This is a genomic window from Streptomyces sp. NPDC004609 (assembly GCF_042873655.1).
Classification (GTDB): domain Bacteria; phylum Actinomycetota; class Actinomycetes; order Streptomycetales; family Streptomycetaceae; genus Streptomyces.
Window position 1 is genome coordinate 19,160 of record NZ_JBIALS010000027.1, and the last position, 18,539, is coordinate 37,698.

16 protein-coding genes and 1 pseudogene are annotated in these 18,539 nt (G+C 71.1%); 11 read left to right on the forward strand and 6 right to left on the reverse strand.

What is annotated here, in order from left to right; genetic code table 11:
• Positions 1 to 11 precede the first annotated feature (11 nt).
• Positions 12 to 665 (forward strand): TetR/AcrR family transcriptional regulator, encoded by a 654-nt coding sequence (locus ACFYT4_RS24695; protein WP_389272962.1) that lies wholly within the window; start codon positions 12 to 14, stop codon positions 663 to 665.
• A 357-nt stretch (positions 666 to 1,022) separates the two neighbouring features.
• Here the strand turns inward: ACFYT4_RS24695 and ACFYT4_RS24700 are convergent, their stop codons facing one another.
• Positions 1,023 to 1,517 carry a hypothetical protein gene (locus tag ACFYT4_RS24700; protein WP_389272964.1) on the reverse strand — a complete coding sequence of 165 codons (495 nt, stop codon included), beginning with the start codon at positions 1,515 to 1,517 and terminating at the stop codon, positions 1,023 to 1,025.
• Between the two features lie 386 nt (positions 1,518 to 1,903).
• On the opposite strand from ACFYT4_RS24700, the gene ACFYT4_RS24705 reads away from it, so the two are divergent.
• Complete coding sequence (locus ACFYT4_RS24705) at positions 1,904 to 2,479, forward strand: dihydrofolate reductase family protein (RefSeq protein ID WP_389272967.1); 576 nt, start codon at positions 1,904 to 1,906, stop codon at positions 2,477 to 2,479.
• An 83-nt stretch (positions 2,480 to 2,562) separates the two neighbouring features.
• Here the strand turns inward: ACFYT4_RS24705 and ACFYT4_RS24710 are convergent, their stop codons facing one another.
• Positions 2,563 to 4,953 carry an ATP-binding cassette domain-containing protein gene (locus ACFYT4_RS24710; protein WP_389272970.1) on the reverse strand — a complete coding sequence of 797 codons (2,391 nt, stop codon included), beginning with the start codon at positions 4,951 to 4,953 and terminating at the stop codon, positions 2,563 to 2,565.
• A gap of 744 nt (positions 4,954 to 5,697) precedes the next feature.
• Complete coding sequence (locus tag ACFYT4_RS24715; RefSeq protein WP_389272973.1) at positions 5,698 to 7,941, reverse strand: MMPL family transporter; 2,244 nt, start codon at positions 7,939 to 7,941, stop codon at positions 5,698 to 5,700.
• Positions 7,942 to 8,170: 229 nt separating this feature from the next.
• Between ACFYT4_RS24715 and ACFYT4_RS24720 the strand changes: the two genes are divergently transcribed.
• Positions 8,171 to 8,533, forward strand: coding sequence for a DUF1214 domain-containing protein (locus ACFYT4_RS24720; protein WP_389272975.1), 363 nt, complete (start codon positions 8,171 to 8,173; stop codon positions 8,531 to 8,533).
• Here ACFYT4_RS24720 and ACFYT4_RS24725 read toward each other — a convergent pair.
• Positions 8,457 to 9,221: a YqjF family protein gene (locus ACFYT4_RS24725; RefSeq protein ID WP_389272978.1), complete on the reverse strand. Its 765-nt coding sequence runs from the start codon at positions 9,219 to 9,221 to the stop codon at positions 8,457 to 8,459. The genes ACFYT4_RS24720 and ACFYT4_RS24725 overlap by 77 nt on opposite strands.
• A 316-nt stretch (positions 9,222 to 9,537) precedes the next feature.
• On the opposite strand from ACFYT4_RS24725, the gene ACFYT4_RS24730 reads away from it, so the two are divergent.
• The 3 genes from ACFYT4_RS24730 to ACFYT4_RS24740 are packed head-to-tail and all read left to right on the forward strand — an operon-like array spanning position 9,538 to position 10,694.
• Positions 9,538 to 9,969 carry an SRPBCC domain-containing protein gene (locus tag ACFYT4_RS24730; protein ID WP_389272981.1) on the forward strand — a complete coding sequence of 144 codons (432 nt, stop codon included), beginning with the start codon at positions 9,538 to 9,540 and terminating at the stop codon, positions 9,967 to 9,969.
• Entirely contained in the window at positions 9,956 to 10,303 is a 348-nt protein-coding gene (locus tag ACFYT4_RS24735) for an ArsR/SmtB family transcription factor (protein WP_389272983.1), read from the forward strand. Before ACFYT4_RS24730 ends, ACFYT4_RS24735 begins: the two co-directional genes overlap by 14 nt.
• Positions 10,304 to 10,310: 7 nt before the next feature.
• Positions 10,311 to 10,694 carry a VOC family protein gene (locus tag ACFYT4_RS24740; protein ID WP_389272986.1) on the forward strand — a complete coding sequence of 128 codons (384 nt, stop codon included), beginning with the start codon at positions 10,311 to 10,313 and terminating at the stop codon, positions 10,692 to 10,694.
• Positions 10,695 to 11,223: 529 nt separating this feature from the next.
• Here the strand turns inward: ACFYT4_RS24740 and ACFYT4_RS24745 are convergent.
• Positions 11,224 to 12,363, reverse strand: a complete 1,140-nt coding sequence (locus ACFYT4_RS24745) for a YncE family protein (RefSeq protein WP_389272988.1) — start codon at positions 12,361 to 12,363, stop codon at positions 11,224 to 11,226.
• Between the two features lie 425 nt (positions 12,364 to 12,788).
• Between ACFYT4_RS24745 and ACFYT4_RS24750 the strand changes: the two are divergent.
• Positions 12,789 to 12,944: pseudogene (locus ACFYT4_RS24750) on the forward strand (IS5/IS1182 family transposase); the annotation flags it as partial.
• Positions 12,945 to 13,412: 468 nt separating this feature from the next.
• Positions 13,413 to 14,666: a hypothetical protein gene (locus ACFYT4_RS24755; protein ID WP_389272991.1), complete on the forward strand. Its 1,254-nt coding sequence runs from the start codon at positions 13,413 to 13,415 to the stop codon at positions 14,664 to 14,666.
• 360 nt (positions 14,667 to 15,026) lie between these two features.
• On the opposite strand, the gene ACFYT4_RS24760 is transcribed toward ACFYT4_RS24755, so the two are convergent.
• A complete protein-coding gene (locus ACFYT4_RS24760) occupies positions 15,027 to 15,818 on the reverse strand; it encodes an IclR family transcriptional regulator (RefSeq protein ID WP_389272994.1) in 792 nt (263 codons plus the stop codon).
• Positions 15,819 to 15,895: 77 nt separating this feature from the next.
• On the opposite strand from ACFYT4_RS24760, the gene ACFYT4_RS24765 reads away from it, so the two are divergent.
• From ACFYT4_RS24765 to ACFYT4_RS24775, 3 genes are read left to right on the forward strand one after another with little or no spacing between them, the layout of a single operon-like run.
• Positions 15,896 to 17,050 carry a cupin domain-containing protein gene (locus tag ACFYT4_RS24765; protein WP_389272997.1) on the forward strand — a complete coding sequence of 385 codons (1,155 nt, stop codon included), beginning with the start codon at positions 15,896 to 15,898 and terminating at the stop codon, positions 17,048 to 17,050.
• Positions 17,047 to 17,892: a fumarylacetoacetate hydrolase family protein gene (locus ACFYT4_RS24770; protein WP_389273000.1), complete on the forward strand. Its 846-nt coding sequence runs from the start codon at positions 17,047 to 17,049 to the stop codon at positions 17,890 to 17,892. Before ACFYT4_RS24765 ends, ACFYT4_RS24770 begins: the two co-directional genes overlap by 4 nt.
• Positions 17,880 to 18,524: a maleylpyruvate isomerase family mycothiol-dependent enzyme gene (locus tag ACFYT4_RS24775; RefSeq protein WP_389273003.1), complete on the forward strand. Its 645-nt coding sequence runs from the start codon at positions 17,880 to 17,882 to the stop codon at positions 18,522 to 18,524. Before ACFYT4_RS24770 ends, ACFYT4_RS24775 begins: the two co-directional genes overlap by 13 nt.
• The last annotated feature ends 15 nt before the right edge of the window (positions 18,525 to 18,539 follow it).

Sequence of the window (18,539 nt, forward strand, 5' to 3'; positions counted from 1 at the left end):
CCACTGGATTGATGAGCGCCGACCGCCGAACCCAAGCTGCGCGTTCCGCAGCGACACGCCGAGCTCTGCTCGAAGCCGGCCGCACCTTGTTCGGACGAGTCGGCTACGCCGAGGTCAGCACGGTGGCGATCGTCAAGGCGGCCGGTGTCAGCCGGGGCGCGATGTACCACCAGTTCGCCGACAAGCGCTCACTCTTCGAGGCCGTGCTGGAGGACGTCGAGCGCGACCTGGTTCAAAGGATCGGCTCCGCGGTTCTCGCGGCGGGACTGCCCGACCCCATCGACGGTCTTGTTGTGGGGTGTCTGGCCTGGCTGGACGCCTCGGCGGAGCCCGAGGTCCAGCGCATCGCGCTGCTCGACGCCCCGGCCGTCCTCGGCTGGGAACGCTGGCGCGAGATCGAGTCGCGGCACACCATCGGCCTGATGGAGGAACGGCTCGCCGGCGCGATGGCGGCGGGCCGTATCCACCCCCAGGCCACACGGCCGCTGGCGCTCGTTCTCGTGGGCGCCCTGGACGAGGCGTCCCAACACCTCGCGAAGGGCTACGAATCGCCCGAGGCCATCAGATCCGTGATCGTGCAACTCATCTCCGGCCTGGCCAGGAATCCGGATCACGGCGGGGAATCGCGGTCTCGCGCCCCGGATTCCGGCGCACCGGGCGAGTGACGCGCCGCGCGATTCCCCGGGCGCGACTCAGGGAATCGACGGGAATCGACCCGACCGCCATCGACATCACCGGGGCGACGGCTGCGCGCTCTTCCCGGACCGGGTCGCCCGCGGGCCCCCCGTCCTGGTGCGGCGTACGCAGGTGGAATTCGGCGCACCCGCCCCGGTGAAGAGCCCGAGGGCTACCGTTCCGCGGACCCCGGCCGCCCGAGGGGCCCTTTCCGCCGTGCGCGCTGGTGCCGGTCCGCTCTACGTCACGTGCACCCTCGTCCGGGGCCGACGGGAGGGCCGTCGGCACAACACCCCTCCGGCGCCACCGGCTGTCCCCGAGGGGCTTTCACCACCGAGGAGGAGGAGCTAAGCCGCCGTCTCGGGCCGCCCCTCACCGGCCATGAACCGCCACACCAGACCATGGCCGAGGAGAACCAGCAGGGACAGCAGAATCGCCTCCGCCTGGATCGGCCGCAGCTCGGCCACGTCCGCGATGTGGGGCGCGGTCCCCACCACCGCGATCAGCAGATAGACGACCGCAGCGCCCAGCTGAGGCAGCGCCAGATGCACGGAGGCGCGGTCGCGGGCGCTGTACGCCAGCAGCCGCAGCGTCGACACACACCCCACCACGGCGATCACCACAAAACTCGCCCGCCAGATCTCCGGGGTCTCGGTACCACCCACCTGGGCGAAGAGCCCTATCAGCGCGGGCAGCAGAAACGAGAGATAGATACCGCCCACGATCCGGCGCAGCTTGGGCACCCGCATCCACTCCCCGTGGCCCTGGACCACGTTCCACCAGAGACCGACCAGGGTGAAACACGTCGCCGAGAAGAGCGCGTAAAACGTGCTGACGTCCACGGGGCCTCCCGCTGTCAGAGTTCGGCGTGCCGCGCGGGCCTTGTCCGCGCCCGCCGAGCGTCCCATGCCGGGACACCGGCAGTGGTGGACCGACACCCGGGCCGACCGGGAAGCCCAGACCGGGGACAGGATCCTCGTCTCCGCCCACAACGCCCACCTCGGCTACGAGACCCCCTTCCGGGCGCCCCCCCGTGGTGCAGGGCGTGTTCCTCTCAAACACGTGCGGGCGTCGGTGCCCGTGGACCAAGCCGTGTGGTGAAAGAGCGCCGTCCTTCGTTATGTTCCTCGCGTGGGGCGGGGAGATTTGAGGGGCTCCCGCGAGCCGCGATGAGTCCTGCGGCGGTCGGCGGTCGTACTGTCGAACCCGTCACCGAGGAGGACTTCTGATGCGCAGCGTGACCTATTCGATGAGCGTCTCACTTGACGGCTACATCGTCGGGCCGGACGGCGGCTTCGACTGGACGGCGCCCGACGAGGATGTCTTTCGCTTCTGGATCGACGAGATTCGAGAGGTCGGCGTCCATCTGTTGGGACGGCGGCTGTACGAGACGATGCTGTACTGGGAGACCGCCGACCAGGATTCCTCGCTCGACGACTCACAGCGCGAGTGGACCGCGCTCTGGAAGCCGCTCCCCAAGGTGGTGTTCTCCACCACGCTGTCGGCGGTGCAGGGCAGTGCCCGCCTGGCCACCGGCGGTCTGGCGGAGGAGATCGAGCGGTTGCGGGCCGAGCCGGGGGAGGGCGACATCGCGATCGGCGGCGCGACTCTCGCCGCCGAGGCGGCGGAGTCGGGTCTGATCGACGAGTACCGGGCCATGGTCTACCCGGTGCTGGTCGGCGGTGGCATTCCGTTCTTTCCCCAGCGCGAGCGCCAGGTGGATCTCGAACTCGTCGAGACCCGCACCTTCAGCTCACGAGTCGTCTACCTCCGCTACCGCGTGGCGCGCCAGGCCATGCTTTAGGGCGTTGCGGATGTGCCGGCCGCCCCGCCCCGGCCCGTGGTGGCCGGGGCGGTGTCGGGCCGGTGCCCGTGCGAGGCCTCGCCTCAGGTGCCGACGTAGTCCGCGAGGTGCTCGCCGGTGAGGGTGGAGCGGGCGGCGGCGAGGTCCGCGGGTGTGCCCTCGAAGACGATCCGGCCGCCGTCGTGTCCGGCACCGGGGCCGAGGTCGACGATCCAGTCGGCGTGTGCCATGACCGCCTGGTGATGCTCGATCACGATGACCGACTTTCCGGAGTCGACGAGCCGGTCGAGCAGGCCGAGAAGGTGTTCCACGTCGGCGAGGTGAAGGCCGGTGGTCGGCTCGTCGAGGATGTAGACGCCGCCGTCCGTGGCCATGTGGGTGGCCAGTTTGAGCCGCTGCCGCTCGCCGCCGGAGAGCGTGGTCAGAGGCTGGCCGAGGCAGAGGTAGCCGAGCCCGACGTCGGCGAGCCGGCCGAGAATGCGATGCGCTGCCGGTGTGCGCGCCTCGCCGTCGCCGAAGAACTCCTCGGCCTCGGTCACCGACATCGCGAGCACCTCGCTGATGTCGCGGCCACCGAGGTGGTGGTCGAGGACCGACGCCTGGAACCGCTTCCCCTCGCACTCCTCGCAGGGGGTGGCGACCCCGGCCATCATCGCCAGATCGGTGTAGATGACGCCCGCGCCGTTGCAGGTGGGGCAGGCGCCCTCGGAGTTGGCGCTGAACAGCGCCGGCTTCACGCCGTTGGCCTTCGCGAACGCCTTGCGGATCGGGTCGAGGAGTCCGGTGTACGTGGCCGGATTGCTCCGTCGCGAGCCGCGGATCGCGCCCTGGTCGACCGTCACCACTCCCTCGCCGGCGGGGATCGACCCGTGCACGAGCGAGCTCTTGCCGGAGCCGGCGACGCCCGTGACGACGGTCAGGACCCCGAGTGGGATGTCGACATCGACATCGCGCAGATTGTGCGTCGTCGCGCCCCGGATCTCCAGCGTGCCGGTCGGCTTGCGCACCGTCTCCTTGAGGGCGGCCCGGTCGTCGAAATGGCGGCCGGTGATGGTGCCGGCGCCCCGCAGCCCCTCGACGGTGCCCTCGAAGCAGACGGCACCGCCCGCCGTACCGGCGCCGGGGCCGAGGTCGACGACATGGTCGGCGATCACGATCGTCTCCGGCTTGTGCTCCACGACGAGCACGGTGTTGCCCTTGTCCCGCAGTCGCAGCAGCAGGTCGTTCATCCGCTGGATGTCATGGGGGTGCAGGCCCGTGGTCGGCTCGTCGAACACGTAGGTGACGTCCGTGAGCGAGGACCCGAGGTGGCGGATCATCTTGACGCGCTGCGCCTCGCCGCCGGACAGCGTGCCCGACGGCCGTTCGAGCGAGAGATAGCCCAGCCCGATCCCCACGAACGAGTCGAGCGTGTGCCGCAGCGAGCTGAGCAGCGGCGCCACCGACGGCTCGTCCAGCTCCCGCACCCACGCGGCCAGATCGCTGATCTGCATCGCGCAGGCGTCGGCGATGCTGATCCCCTTGATCTTCGACGACCGGGCAGCCTCGCTGAGCCGGGTGCCGTCGCAGTCGGGGCAGACGGTGAAGGTGACCGCCCGCTCCACGAACGCCCGGATGTGCGGCTGCATCGCCTCCTTGTCCTTGGACAGGAACGACTTCTGGATCTTGGGGATCAGCCCTTCGTAGGTGAGGTTCACGCCCTCGACCTTCACCTTGGTCGGCTCCCGGTGGAGGAAGTCCTGCATCTCCTTCTTGGTGTACTTGCGGATCGGCTTGTCCGGGTCGAGGAACCCCGACTCGGCGTAGAGCCGGACGGTCCACCAGCTGTCCGACTTCCAGCCCGGGATGGTGAACGCTCCCTCGGCGATCGACTTGGAGTCGTCGTAGAGCTGGGTGAGGTCGATGTCGGAGACCGTGCCTCGGCCCTCACAGTTCGGGCACATGCCGCCGGTGCGGGAGAAGGTCTGCTTCACAGTCTTCTTGGCTCCGCGTTCGACCGTGATCGCGCCGCTCGCCCGGACCGAGGCGACGTTGAAGGCGAACGCGCCGGGCGAGCCGATGTGCGGCTGCCCGAGCCGGCTGAAGAGGATGCGCAGCATCGCATTGGCGTCGGTGGCGGTGCCGACGGTGGAGCGGGGGTCGGTACCCATCCGCTGCTGGTCGACGATGATCGCGGTCGTCAGCCCGTCGAGGACGTCGACCTCGGGCCGCGCCAGCGTCGGCATGAAGCCCTGCACGAAGGCGCTGTAGGTCTCGTTGATCAGCCGCTGCGACTCCGCGGCGATCGTGTCGAACACCAGCGAGCTCTTGCCCGAGCCGGAGACACCGGTGAACACCGTCAGCCGGCGCTTGGGGATCTCGATGCTGACGTCCTTGAGGTTGTTCTCGCGCGCGCCGTGCACGCGGATCAGACCGTGGCGGTCGGCAACGTGCTGCGCGGGCGACCGCGTGTCCGTCCTCGTGGCCTTGCTCATCGTGTCTCCATCTGTTGCGCGGGGCCACCCTCGCGGCCTCCGCCGGCGTAGCCCGGCTCGATCTGCCCGGTCGAGCCGGATGTCCGGTCCTCCATTGTCGGCAGGGTCGCCGCATCGGCCCGTCGTTCACCCGATCGGCGGTCCGGCCAGGGTGGCACATCCGGCCGGGCGTCGGGCCGACCGGTGTCCGTGGCGCGTCGGCTCCCGGTCGGCGTCTCGTTCACCTCGGGCCGGGCCAGGGTGCGGCGCGGGGCGCCCGGAACCGGTGCTACGGCGTGGGGCGGCGCACGCGGCCCGGGGCCGGTGTGCCATCGGGGCCGGCGCCGGCAGCCGCCGGGCGGCCACCGTCACCGGTGTTGCGCGAGGGCTCCTTCACGGCGCCGTCCGCGCAGGTCACGGGGTGATTCCCGGACGTCTCGGCGGAGTCCGTCGCTGCGGGTGCGGTCGCCCGCGGGATCGCGGAAGGTGCGGTCGGGGGAGCGCGTCCGCCGTGGTGGACGCCGTACGGGTGCCCGGTCGGCCCCGGACGGCATCGGCACCGTGGGGCCGGTGACCGCGCCGACGGTGCCGTCGAGCCCGGCGGTGGCCGCCTTGATGTCGGGAGCGCCCGGGCCCGTACCGCGTCGCCGCCGGCAGGATCCGCCGTGACGTCGCCGAGGGCCGGGAGGCCATCCCGCTCGCGCGACCGGTCGTCGCGTGTCCGCCCGCCTCACCCCGGCGCGCCGGGGTGGGGCGCCCCTGGGCTCAGGCGCGGCCTGCCGGGCCCACCGCTTCCGCGTCGGCCCGGTTCCCGGGTTCCGGCGCGGGCGGATCCGACTCCCGCAGCCCGATCCTGTCGTGCAACCGCCGCAGCGGCCCCGGCGCCCACCAGTTGGCCCCGCCCGCCAGGCGCATGAACGCCGGCACCAGCAGCCCGCGCACCACCGTGGCGTCCATGACCACGGCGAGGGCCAGTCCCAGACCGATGGCCTTCAGATAGGTGATGCCCGACGTCATGAAGCCGGCGAAGACGATGGCGATCAGCAGCGCCGCCGCCGAGACCAGACTGCCGGTCCGGCCCAGCCCCCGGGCCACCGATCCGACGGGGTCACCCGTCCGCTCGTACTCCTCCTTGATACGGGAGAGCAGGAAGACCTCGTAGTCCATCGAGAGCCCGAACGCGACGCAGAACAACAGCATCGGCACGCTCCAGGTGATCGCGCCGGTCACTGTGAAGCTGCCGATGACACCGTCCAGACGGCCCTCCTGGAAGCCCCACACCAGCACTCCGAAGGTGGCGCTCAGGCTGAGCAGGTTCAGCAGGAGCGCCTTGACGGGCAGCAGTACGCTCCCGGTCAGCAGGAACAGCAGGACCAGGGTGCTGCCGCCGATGACGGCCAGGGCCCACGGCATCTTCGACGTCAGCGAGTGCAGCGAGTCCTCCAGCACCGCGCCCGGCCCGGCGACCTGGACGGGGAAGGGCGCGTCGGCGGTACGGATCTCCCGTACCAGCGCACGGCCCGCGTCGTTCGTCTCCGGCTCCTCGGGGACCACCTTCAGATAGGCGGAGCGTTCCGCGGCGAAGGCGGCGGAGGCAGCAGACGCGGGGGTGACGCGTTCGCCGCGCGCGTAGACGCCCGTGTAGGTGTCGACCCGGGCCACGCCGTCCATCCGGGACAGCCGCTCCGCGTACGCGCCGATCCGGCCCGCGGCCCGCGCGGGGTCGCCGACATCGCGCAGGACCACCATCTCGGAGTAGTTCTCCTGGGAGGAGTATCCGTCCCGCAGCATCTCGCCGACCTGGAAGGAACTGGCGGACGACGGCAGGACGCGTTCGTCGGCCAGGCTCAGCTTGAGATTGAGGAACGGCGCACCGAGCAGCAGCAGAAGGGCGACGGCGGCCAGACCGATGGGCAGCGGGAAGCGCATCACCACGGTGGCCGTGCGGTGCCAGAAGTTCTCCTCCTTCTGCGGCCGGGTCCGCCGGCGGATCTGCAGGCTGTTGATGCGCGGGCCGAGGACTTTCAGCAGCGCCGGCAGTACGGTCACCGAGGCCAGCGCGGCGATCAGCGCCACGGGAATGCCCGCGTAGGCGAAGGAGCGCAGGAAGGAGAACGGGAACACCAGCAGGCCGCCGAGCGCGAGCGCGACCGTCACCGCGGAGAACGCCACGGTACGGCCGGCCGTGCGCATGCTGGTGACCAGGGCCGTGTCGGTGTCGGCGCCGCGTGCCAGCTCCTCCCGGTACCGGCTGATGATGAACAGGCTGTAGTCGACCGCCAGTCCCAGACCCAGCCCGGTGGTGATGTTCATCGCGAACACGGACACATCGGTGAACAGGGTCAGCACGCGCAGGACGAAGAAGGCGCACGCCATCGTCAGCGTGCCGATCACCAGGGGCATCGCGGCGGCCACCACCCCCCGGAAGACGAAGATCAGCACGACGAGGAGCACCGGCATCGCGATGGCCTCGGCCTTGACGAGGTCCTTCAGCGTCAGTTCGGTGATCTCGGCGCTCGCCTTCGCGGTGCCGCCCTGCCGGATGTCCAGCCCCTCGACGGTGCCCTGATAGTCGTCGGCGTGGTCGGCCATCCATTGCTGGACGTGGTCGTCGTTCCCCTTGATCCAGGCCAGGATCAGGGCGCTGCGGGAATCGGCGGCCCGCAGGGCTTCGGGGCGGCCCGTCGACCAGTACGAGTACGTCTCGCTGACGTCGGGTTCCGCGGCCAGGCGCTCGGTCACCTCGGCGGCGGCGGTGGCGACCGCCTGGTCGTCGATGCCCCGGTCGTCCTCGACGAGCAGCACCAGGTTGGGCTGACCCGCGTCGAACCGCTCTTCCAGGAACGCCGCCGCCCGTGCCGACTCGGTGGCCGGGTCGTCGTAGCCGCCGGCGGAGAGTTTCGGGAACGCGGTGGCCCCCACCGCGGCGGCGATCACGAACAGCAGCAGGGCGACGTGGAGAAGGCGCCTGCGCCGCCGCAGTACGGCCCGGGCCAGTGAGTGGAGCATGTCTCTCCTCAGGTTCCGCCCTCGCCCGCCGCAGGAGCGGCGGCCCAGGGCCCGTCGAGTGGTGCCACACGTGCGTGGCGGCACGCGAGGGCGCCTGAGCGGGACACGGCCGTGCTCCCTCCCGGGCGCTCTTGAGGAGTCGACGGACGGCGGGGGGTCATGTGTGACATCGGGCGCCGGTGGTGATCCGGGGCGCGGAACTCGGGCCGTCGTCCGTCTGGGCTGGGACATGCGCCCGCAGTACGCTCGGTCGGGGCACTACTGGTCGGTCACCGCCGTGGACTCGCGGGAGTTCCGGGTCATCCCGAACCCGCTCGACCGGCACGTCCTGAACGGCCGGTCTCCGCTGGAGTACAACGAGGACGGCTCCCTCACCCTGGTGTTCGCGACACAGCGCCCGGCTGGCCGGCCGGAGCCGAACTGGCTGCCGACACTCCCTGGGGGCCGCCCTCATGCCCCGGCGCCGGTACCCGGGGCCGGTCGGCGCTCGGCGCCGTCCGTCGTGGACCGGGCGTTCACGGGGCCGGTATGCCGCGTGGGCGCGCGGGCGCGCCGAGGCGGACGGGGACTCCCGGTGAATACAGCACACTGACCGGCTCCCCTTGCGGTTCGGGCAGTCCTGCCGCCGCCACCAGTCCCTCCCGGCATTCGACGAGCTCCGCCCGGTACAGCGGCCAGCGCGGGTGGTCGTTCGGCAGATAGGCGACACCGCCGGGGAAGGCGTTGTGCATGCCCCACCGGGCGGTCAGGAAGTGCTCCAGTTCCGTTGGCTCCTCCACGCGTTCACCCTTGCGTACGGTGATCCGGCTGCCCGCGCCGCGAGGCCCGGGCCAGCGCCGGGAGCTGGTGTAGACGAGGGTGTCGTCATCGGAGCGGACGGACATGCGGGACCAGACGTACGGCAGGCGGAAGCCGGCCCGCCCCATGAGCACCGGCAGGAGCCGGGACGCGTCCATCGAGCGGAACACCACGCCGCGCCGGCCGTGGGCATCGACCGAGTACAGGCGCACGTTGGTCTCCGGGAAGGCGCCGAGATAGGGGACCCCAGGCAGTCGGAACCAGCCGACCCGGTGCATCCGGAAGGCCACCAGGCCCACGTACGTCGTCCCGTGGAGCGTGTCGGGAACGGTCCCGGGCGGCAGCAGCCCGGCCACGAGGGCCGGGTCCACGGGCCAGTGGACGAAGGTGAGGTCCAGCCACCACTGGGTGAGCAGAGGACTTGCTATCACGGTGGGGGCGTCCGGGCTGACGGGGCCGGGGCGGCGCTCTGGGCTCGACATGGAGTGAGCATCGCAGAGCGGCCCGGACCGGCCGGGCGGTGGTGTGTGTTTGTTCCCGTATCAGGAACCGCGAACCCGTGCGGACGGGGTCCGACGGACCCGGAAGCCCCGGCCCCGGGCATGAAGGCGGCGGAGTCCGGGCCGTGGCTCTTCACGGCGGTCAGGGGCACGGAGATCGGCCGCGAACGCGCTCGACGGATCGGTCCCTCCACGGCCCGATCCTGATCACGCCGGGCCCGAGGGGGTTGCAGGACAGCTATCGCAACCTTTACATTGCTATGTAGATGGCAACGTAAAGGTTGCGAAGGAGGATGGGATGGTTTCGGATGCGATCGAACGAGAGGTGGTGCTGCGGCACCCCATCGAGCGGGTGTGGACCGCGCTGACCACGGCCGAAGGGCTTTCGCAGTGGTTCGGTTCGGTGGCCGAGATCGATCTGCGGCCCGGCGGGCGGGCGTACTTCCGCTGGGAGGACCTCGATGACGAATCCGTCGCCACGGTCGCGGTCGTCGACCCGCCCCACCGCTTTGCGTTCCGGTGGGGAATCGGCTCCCTGCCGAACAGCGCGGCACAGACCCTTGTGGAGTTCACCCTGGAGCAGGTGCCGGACGGCACCAGGCTGCGCCTCGTGGAGAGCGGGTTCTCCCGGGCTGCCGCCGACGTGGCCCGGACCGCCCACCGGGCCAACAGCCAGGGGTGGGACGCGGAGCTCGCCGACCTGGGGGCCTACCTCGATGCGGCGGCCTGATTCCGAGGGGCAGGCCGTCGCGGTGTTCGCGGCGCTCACGGATCCGACACGGCGGGCGCTGCTGGACGAACTCGCCCGCGCCGGTCCCGCCACCGTGACCGAACTGGCGCGACGGTTGCCCATCAGCCGTCAGGCGGTGGCCAAACACCTGGTCCAGCTCGCCGAAGCGGGCCTGATCAGCTCCGGCGAACCGGTCGGCCGCCGCCATCCCTACCGATTGGAACCCGCCCCCATCCGCGCGGCCCAGGTGTGGCTGGCCACGCTCGCCCACCAGTGGGACGACCGGCTGACCGCGCTGGAGCACGTACTCGACACCACCGATACGAAGGAGTAGCACACCAGTGAACGAGCCTGAATTCACCGCCGGCCTGAACATCGCCATGAAGATCCCCAAGGCGCAGTACGAGTCCACCGTGGCCTTCTACCGGGACACCCTGGGCTTCGAGGTCGAAGAAGACGACGCGTCCAACGCGCCGACCGTGTCGAGAACTCACTCGGTGCGGTTCGGTCCCAACACGTTGTGGCTCGACTGCGTCGACAACTACAGCCGGTCCGACCTGTGGCTGCAGATCCACACCGACGACCTGGACGCGGCGACGGGCAAGCTGGCCGGTACCGGCATCCACCCGTGCGACGAGGTGGAGCCCCTGGAGAACACCGAATCCAGAACCCACTGGATCAAGAACCCGGCCGGTGTCGTGCATCTGCTCGTGGAGTCCCGCTGACCGGGAGCCCGCCCCGCACGGCATAGCGGGTGGAGTGGTGGCGCCGCGTCGGCCCGGCCGCGGGCCGCGGGCCCGAACTCCGGGATACCTCCGGTCGCTGCGCCGCCACCCCGTTCGCCGAGAGCACGGACACGGGCCCGCACGGACAGCCCGTCATACCCCGGTAGGAGCGGGCACGGGCTGTCGTACGCACCGAGGCGGAACAGGGGCGCCCAGGACCCCAGATGCTCCCGGCCCCGTGTCGCGCTTCCCCGCGGAGGCGCTGGGATCCCCGCCGGGAGGCGGACGGGGGCGGGGCCCGCCCGCGCGGGAGCCGGGGTTCCGCTGCCGCGGTCCTCCGGGTGGGCTGATCACGACGTACGTGGCCGAGCCCGCCCTCGCCGGATGGCCCGCGGTGTCGAACGGGAGGCCCTGCGGGCCCGGATACACGCTGCTGCTGCCGACAGACTCCGGCGACCGAAGTGCGCGGTCGACCCGGGCGTCCAGTGCCTGCCGTGACCGCCCGCTCGGGCTCAGTGCGTCACGGGTGTCACCGCCGGTGTGGGGCTGGGGCGCTCCCGGCGCGATCCGCCCGCTCGGGCCGGGTGGGGTCGGTCAGGATCTGGAGCGCGAGACCTTTGTCGATCCCGTCGCCCGTGACGGTGAACAGGCGGCGCCGGTCGGGGGTCCAGGCCAGGGCGGGCGAGAACAGCTGCTTGTAGCCGAAGGTGTCGGCCTTTCCGAAGTCGTACGTCCGGATCGGGGTGGTGGACCCGGGCCGGAAGATGAACAAGTCCGGCTCCGGTTTCGGGTTCATGACGCCCCGGGTGTCCGCGCCTGCGGCCACGGTGCCGTCCGGGGCGATGTCGACCGCGACGGGCCGGTAGCCGGTCGGGTAGGAGTTCTCCTGGGCGAGGTCCGAGGTCCGGAACACCTGGTGACGGAACGGGAATCTGCTCGCGAACACGACGTGGTCGCCGTCGGGGCTGAGAGCGGTGTCGTGTGTGGGCCCGGCGTCGATCGTCCGGGACGCCTGGGGGCGCAGCGTTCCGCCCTTCGTGCGGTACACCCCGACACGGGTGGAACTCTTGCCGGTGCTCGCGGTGACCAGGGTGCCGGCCTTGGCGTCGACGAGGGGGGCGTAGCCCCCCTCCGGGCCCGTCAGGTTCAGCCGGAGAGCGGGGTCGGCCTCGTCGGAGAGGTCGATCGAGCCGACACCGGACCGCCATCCGATGTCGGGCCTCCAGTTGAGGCGGTAGCCGAACCAGAGGGTGTCGCCGGACCGCGTCAGGTACTGGGGGAAGGTGTCCGCACCGGTGGGGAGTCGTGCGGTCTCCTCGAAGGTCTCGGTGTCGATCGCGACGATGGCACTTTCGTGCTTGACGGCGGCGTAGACCGTTTCGGAGTCCTCGGAGAGTTCCAGGCCCCACACCTGGCGGAGGCCGGGGATGGTTCCGACGACCCGGCCCGTGTAATCGGTGACCACGATCTTGTCGTTCTGCGGGTCGCTGATGAAGACGTGCCGGTGTTCGCCGTCGACGACCATGTCGACGACCGAGTCGATGGGCAGCGGGACGCCGCCGTCGACGGGGGGCACGGCCGGGGCGGGCGCGGTGCTGCCGATGAGGGCGGAGCCGATGGTGGCCAGCAGTGCAACCGCGACGGTGGTACGGCGCAAGCGCGCAGCCATGGAAACTCCTCTTCCGGTATGGCCACACGGCGCCCGTGGGGCCTGTGTTTCCGGTCGGCCCGCAGCGTAGGCCGGACATCGGCACAGCGGTAGACGACGTGCGGGGGAGCGGCCGGAACCGAACCCCGGCCGCGGGCGCGCCGGGAGCCCGCATCCGGCGCGCGCCCCGCTCCTTCGGGGGCCGGTCGAGGAGGGAACGCCCCGTCACGACCGCCCTTGAGCAACGGCGCCGCGACCACGACGCCCCCACGGCCGCCCGCCGGATCTGACGCAAAGCCGCAGGACATGCCTGCCAACCGCTGACCGAACGTGCCATTGCGCCGGACCGGCCGGCGAGCGACGCGGTGGGGCCGACGGCCCTGGGCGGTGCTCCGGCGCGCTGCCGCCCGGCGGCCCGGACCCACCGGGGCCGGGGCTCCCCGGCAACGTCCGGCGACCGCATGCTCCACCGCCGCCCGGCCCGCGGCTACGAGACCCCGCCCGCCCGCTCCGAAGCCATGAACCACCTCGCCATGACCGACCTCATGGCCCGCCGCCTCACCGGCGAAGCCACCATCTCCTGGCGCGACCCGACAGCATAGATCAAATAGCTGATAGCGGGATAAAACACCGGGATAAAACGACCTCTGAGCCTCCGCGACGATAAGGCGGAGCACAGCGGTGCCCGTACCGGGTGAGCCCCCGGATCGCCCGCCCGGGCCTCGGCGTCGGGCGGCTTCCGCAGGGGCGCCCGCGCCGTCGGCCGACGACGAGAGGCGCCCGGACCCGCCAGGGACCGGCCCGTGCTCCTCCGGCTGTGCGGGGTCGTGCCCCACCGCATCGCGGGCTGTCCGGCCGTGGCCGAGAGGCCGCCCCGGGCGGCCCTTTCCGGGCCGTAAAAGCTGAACGGCGCCTTCCGCCGGTATTTTTCGGAAGCCTGAATTCCGTTCATGGTGGACCGGTGTTCCGCCGCTTCCGCCGTACGCGGGGGATCGGTACCCTGTCGATTCCGAACAAGGCGGACACACCGCGCATTCGCAGGTGCGCATCGGCACAACCGAGGAACGGGCATGCAGCGAGTGGTCCAGGCGTGGCAGAAACTGAAAACCCGAATATCCCGTTGCGCGGCACCCGTCAAGAGAGTTCTCGACGAATATCCGGGAAAGGTGACTCCCTCCGGAAAGGCAGGGCAGATCCTCTTCTTATGCGGAGTCCCACTGGTGATCATGGCTCTCGTCCGGGTCGCCTGCGAAATCGAGAAAATGGCAACAGCCCCTGGATGCGGTCCACTCACTCTTCTTCATCTGGCTTTTCCCGCAGCGCGCGACGACGTCACCGACTGCCGAGCGCTTCCTCTCACGGCCGACCTGCCGAGCGTGGCCCTGGGCTTCACATCCACGCTCGCGATGGCCATCTACCTCGTCCTGATCGCCAGGCTGTCGCGGCTGAAGGATGAGACCGTCGCGTCCGGCCTGGTGAGGGAATCGGATTTCAGGACGGGTGACCTCGCCGAACGCCTCACCAAGCTGGATGAGGGAATCCGGCTCGGCCGCGCGATGAAAACGGCCCTCGCCGCCGCGAGCATCGCCGGAAGCGTCGGCCTCTACCTCTGGGCGTACCGCGGCGGCCGCGCCTTCGCCGACCTGGCGGCCGTCTCCGCCGCGGACCCTTCCGTGCAATCGGTGAGAGCGTCGTGGTGGGCGAACTACACCGAGCGCCCGCTCCTGGCCGCCGTCTGGATCCTCATCGGCTCCATCGGGCTCTATTTCGCCACCAAACAGGGCTATGTCTACCAGCGGCTCCTGGCATTCTCCTGGGCGTCCCGCAAGGCATGGGCGTTCCAGTACGTCGGGCGGGACCGCGACGACGATTTCGGCTGGAAGCCGGTCGGCCGGATCATCACCATGGTCTATCTGGGATTCCTGAACTTCACCGTCTCCCTCACCGCCGCCGCGTATCTCCTGCGCGGTGAGTCGGGCGACTGGAAGAACCCGGTCGTCGGCCTGGTGGCCTTGATCGGGATATGGGCCAATGCCGGCATCCTCGTGGCGCTGCTCACGGTGATGATCAAAAGCCACCGGTCGATCGTCGAACGGAGAAGGGCGGAAGTGGCGGCGGAAATCGTTCGTCTCAACGAATCCGGTGGGCCGTCCGGACCGGCGGAACGCTATGCCAGGCTGAACTACCTCTCGGGCCAGGGCACGCTTCTCCACGAGACGCCGCGGTGGTATCCGCTACGGGGAAAACTCAAACCCGTCTTCTCCCTGGCGCCCATCGTCCTCGCCCTCTACAAGCTCGGGGTGGAGCTGTCGAAACTCCTGTGATGAGCGCATCCCCCTGACATCCTGCCGGGCTCCCGGCCGGCGTCGTCCCTTCCGCCCCCGCCCCGAGGGGACCTTGGCCGCAGCCCTCGCTCACGTGCTGTCATGGACTGGCTCGCGGAGGGGAATCCGCGCGCCCGGCCGGCACTCGGGGGTGATTTCCCGAGGGCCGCGTGGACAGGGACGACTCCGCCGTCACGCCACGACCGCATCGGTTCGAGGCCCCATCCGTCGCGCGGCCGGTGCGGAGACCGGACTCGACCCGTACGACGGCCGTCGTGAAAGCAGCCGAACGGGTCGTGCCGGAGGGAATCGAAACGGGCGATCCTTCCGTACCGTCGCGCGGAGCCCCCGCGCGACGGATCACCTCGGCCGCGGTTCCTGAACCCCGTCGCCGAGCGCGGCGGCGATCGTGTCCGCCGCGGTGGTCAGGGCCGCGACGATCTCCCGCACCCGGCGCGGCGAGTAGCGCACGCTGGGCATGGCGACCGAAACCGCCGCGACCGTGTGCCCGTCGCCGTCGGTCACCCCGCGTCCCATGGCGACGAGACCCCGCTCGGAACGCTCCAGATTGAGGGCCACGCCGCTGTGCCGGACCGCGCGGAGTTCGGAGCGCAGCTCCGTGAGGTCCGGCCACTCCTCGGACCGGTCGGTGGGGGAGGACGCGTAGAGCGCGGTCAGCGCGTCGTCGCCGAGCGCCGCCAGCATGACGAGACCGCCGCTGACGAGGTGCGCGGGGAAGACCATGCCCTCCCGGCTGCCGACCTTCAGCGCCCGCGAGCACTCCACCGAGGCAAGGAACCGCACGGTCCGGCCGGTGCGGATGCAGAGGTTCGCCGTCTCGTCGAGGGCGTCGACCAGGGTCCTCAGCGGGCCGAGGGAGGCCGTCCGGATGGTCCCGACGTTCGACTGCGCCGTGGCGGCGATCTCCAGGACGGGGCCCACGCGGTAGACGCGCGTCTCGTCCTGGACCGCGAAGTCCCGGTACACCAGCGTGGAGAGCAGACGGTGGGCCGTGGAGCGCGCCACGCCCAGCCTCCGGGCGGCCCCGGAGACCGTGAGCGGCCCCTCGACCTGCAGGATCACCGCCAGTTGCAGCGCGTGGTCAACGCTCGTCACGCCGTACGCCGGCGGATTCTTCATCGACTTGGCCACCGATCACCCTCCCGCACGTCGTTCTGCCAGGCAGAATATTCTGTTCCGAATGATGGCAGGCGCAGCACTGTGCCGCTATGACCGACCACGACACGAACGTCGTCTCGCCCGTCACGCTGACGGCCGAGGACCGGCCCGATCAGCCTCCGGTGACCCCCGAACTCGACGACCTCTACCGCGGCTTCGAGAAGGCCCTGCTGGTACCGCTGTGGACCCGGATCGGCGACCTGATGCCCCCGCATCCCCGGTCGAAGGCCCAGCCGCACCGGTGGGAGTGGAAGACGCTGCTCGACCTGGCGGACCGGTCCGGCGGCCTCGTCGCGGTCGGCCGCGGCGGCGAGCGGCGCGCGATCGCGCTGGCCAACCCCGGCCTGGCGGGCCGGCCGTACGCCACCCCGACGCTGTGGGCCGCCATCCAGTACCTGATGCCGGGCGAGGACGCGCCCGAGCACCGCCACACCCAGAACGCCTTCCGGTTCGTCGTCGAGGGGGAGGGCGTGTGGACCGTCGTGGAGCGCGAGCCGGTGCCCATGCGCCGTGGTGACTTCCTGCCGCAGGCGGGCATGAACTGGCACGCTCACCACAACGCGGCCGACGCCCCGATGGCCTGGATCGACGGGCTCGACATCCCCTTCCAGTACGGCATCGAAGCGCAGTTCTTCGACTACGGCCGTGACCGGCTGTCCGAGCAGGAGCGCTCGACGCCCGGCCGCTCCCGCTCGGAGCGGCTCTGGGGCCACCCGGGGCTGGCGCCGGTCTCCCTCCTCGGGCCCAGGGAGGGCACCCCCCTGCTGCGCTACCGGTGGGAGGACACCGACGCCGCCCTGACCGGCCAGCTGGAGCTGGAGCGCGCGGGCCACCCCGGCACCGTCGAGCCCGGTCACGCCCTGGTGCGCTTCACCAACCCCACCACCGCCCAGGACGTGCTGCCGACCATCCGGGCCCAGTTCCACCGCCTCCGCAGCGGATACGAGACCGCTCCGCGCCGTGAGACCGGGTCGTCGGTCTACCAGGTGTTCGACGGAACGGGCCGGGTGACCGTGGGCGACTTCTCCTGGTCGGTCCAGCGCGGCGACCTGTTCGCCGTCCCCTCCTGGGCACCCCTGTCGATCCGGTCCGAGGCCTCCGGGTCCGACTCCGACTCCGGTGCGCTCGACCTGTTCCAGTTCAGCGACGCGCCCGTCCTCAGCAAGCTCAACCTGTTCCGCACCCACGTCGAGGAGAACGCGTGAAGCTGGCAACCATCCGCCTCGGGGACCGCACCGCCGCGGTCCGGGCCGAGGGGGACTTCCTGGTCGAGGTCGGCCTGCCGGACGTGGGCGCGGTCCTCGCGTCGGCCGCCGGGCTCGCGGGCGCGTCGACCGCCGACGGCCCGCGGCACTCCGCCGCCGGCGCGGTGTTCGCCACCCTCGTGCCGCGCCCCGGCAAGGTGGTCTGCGTCGGCCTGAACTACCGCAATCACATCAAGGAGATGGGCCGGGACCTGCCGGAGCACCCCACCCTCTTCAGCAAGTTCGCCGACACCCTGATCGGTGCCCACGACGCCATCCGGCGCCCGGCCGAGACCGCGTCGTTCGACTGGGAAGCCGAACTCGCGGTCGTCGTCGGCCGGCGGGTACGGCGCGCCGGCGAGGCAGCGGCCGTGGACGCCATCGCCGGCTTCACCGTCCTCAACGACATCACCTGCCGGGACTGGCAGTTCCGCACCCGCGAGTGGCTCCAGGGCAAGAACTGGGACTCCACCACGCCCGTGGGCCCGTACCTCGTCACCGCCGACGAGCTCGGCGGTCCGCGCCCCGCACTGGACATCCGGTGCGAGGTGAACGGCCGGGTGATGCAGCGGGACACCACCGGTGACCTGCTCTTCGACCCCGTCGACCTGGTCCGCTACATCTCCACCGTGGTGCGGCTCAACCCGGGTGACATCATCGCCACCGGCACCCCCGGCGGCGTCGGCCACGCGCGCAAGCCCGCCGTCTACCTCCAGGACGGCGACACCGTCGTCACGGAGATCGAGGGCCTGGGCCGACTGGAGAACCGCGTCCTCCCCGAGGGGGTCCGATGCGCGCGCTGAACACCACGCTCGCCTGGGTGGCGCAGGGAACCGAACTCTGCCGCAAGGCCCTCGAAGGGCTCGACGAGACCTCGTACGCGGCCCCCTCACTTCTGCCCGGCTGGACCCGCCGACACGTCGTGGCCCACCTGGCCGGCAACGCCGAGGCCGTCGGGAACCTCGTGCGCTGGGCACGCACCGGTGTGCCGACACCGATGTACGCCTCCCCGGGGCAGCGCACGGCGGCCATCGAGGCCGGTGCCGCCCTGGCCGGTGAACAGCTCACCGCGTGGTTCGGGGAATCCGCGCGGAAGCTGGCCGACGCGATGGCCTCACTCACCGAGGAGCAGTGGCGGGCCGAGGTGGTCACCGTCCAGGGACGGACCGTGCCCGCGAGCGAGACCCCGTGGATGCGCAGCAGGGAGGTCATGGTCCACGCGGTCGACCTGGGCACCGGGGTGCGGTTCGCCGATCTGCCCGAGGCGTTCCTCGCGGAACTCCGCGAGGACATCCTCGCCCAGCGCGGCAGCGACGGCGTTCCCGCCACACACGGCAGCCCGGCGGAGATCACGGCCCACCTCGCGGGCCGCCCCTGCACCGGAGTCACGACCGCCGACGGCCTCCCCGCCGAACCCCTGACGCCGTGGCTGTGACCACCGAGGAGAAGG

Excerpts from the sequence above, each read along its gene's own strand:
- ACFYT4_RS24695 (WP_389272962.1), top strand. The coding sequence starts at position 12 with ATGAGCGCCGACCGCCGAACCCAAGCTGCGCGTTCCGCAGCGACACGC.
- ACFYT4_RS24705 (WP_389272967.1), top strand. The coding sequence starts at position 1,904 with ATGCGCAGCGTGACCTATTCGATGAGCGTCTCACTTGACGGCTACATC.
- ACFYT4_RS24710 (WP_389272970.1), bottom strand. The coding sequence starts at position 4,953 with ATGAGCAAGGCCACGAGGACGGACACGCGGTCGCCCGCGCAGCACGTT.
- ACFYT4_RS24715 (WP_389272973.1), bottom strand. The coding sequence starts at position 7,941 with ATGCTCCACTCACTGGCCCGGGCCGTACTGCGGCGGCGCAGGCGCCTT.
- ACFYT4_RS24720 (WP_389272975.1), top strand. The coding sequence starts at position 8,171 with ATGCGCCCGCAGTACGCTCGGTCGGGGCACTACTGGTCGGTCACCGCC.
- ACFYT4_RS24725 (WP_389272978.1), bottom strand. The coding sequence starts at position 9,221 with ATGTCGAGCCCAGAGCGCCGCCCCGGCCCCGTCAGCCCGGACGCCCCC.
- ACFYT4_RS24730 (WP_389272981.1), top strand. The coding sequence starts at position 9,538 with ATGGTTTCGGATGCGATCGAACGAGAGGTGGTGCTGCGGCACCCCATC.
- ACFYT4_RS24735 (WP_389272983.1), top strand. The coding sequence starts at position 9,956 with ATGCGGCGGCCTGATTCCGAGGGGCAGGCCGTCGCGGTGTTCGCGGCG.
- ACFYT4_RS24745 (WP_389272988.1), bottom strand. The coding sequence starts at position 12,363 with ATGGCTGCGCGCTTGCGCCGTACCACCGTCGCGGTTGCACTGCTGGCC.
- ACFYT4_RS24755 (WP_389272991.1), top strand. The coding sequence starts at position 13,413 with ATGCAGCGAGTGGTCCAGGCGTGGCAGAAACTGAAAACCCGAATATCC.
- ACFYT4_RS24765 (WP_389272997.1), top strand. The coding sequence starts at position 15,896 with ATGACCGACCACGACACGAACGTCGTCTCGCCCGTCACGCTGACGGCC.
- ACFYT4_RS24775 (WP_389273003.1), top strand. The coding sequence starts at position 17,880 with ATGCGCGCGCTGAACACCACGCTCGCCTGGGTGGCGCAGGGAACCGAA.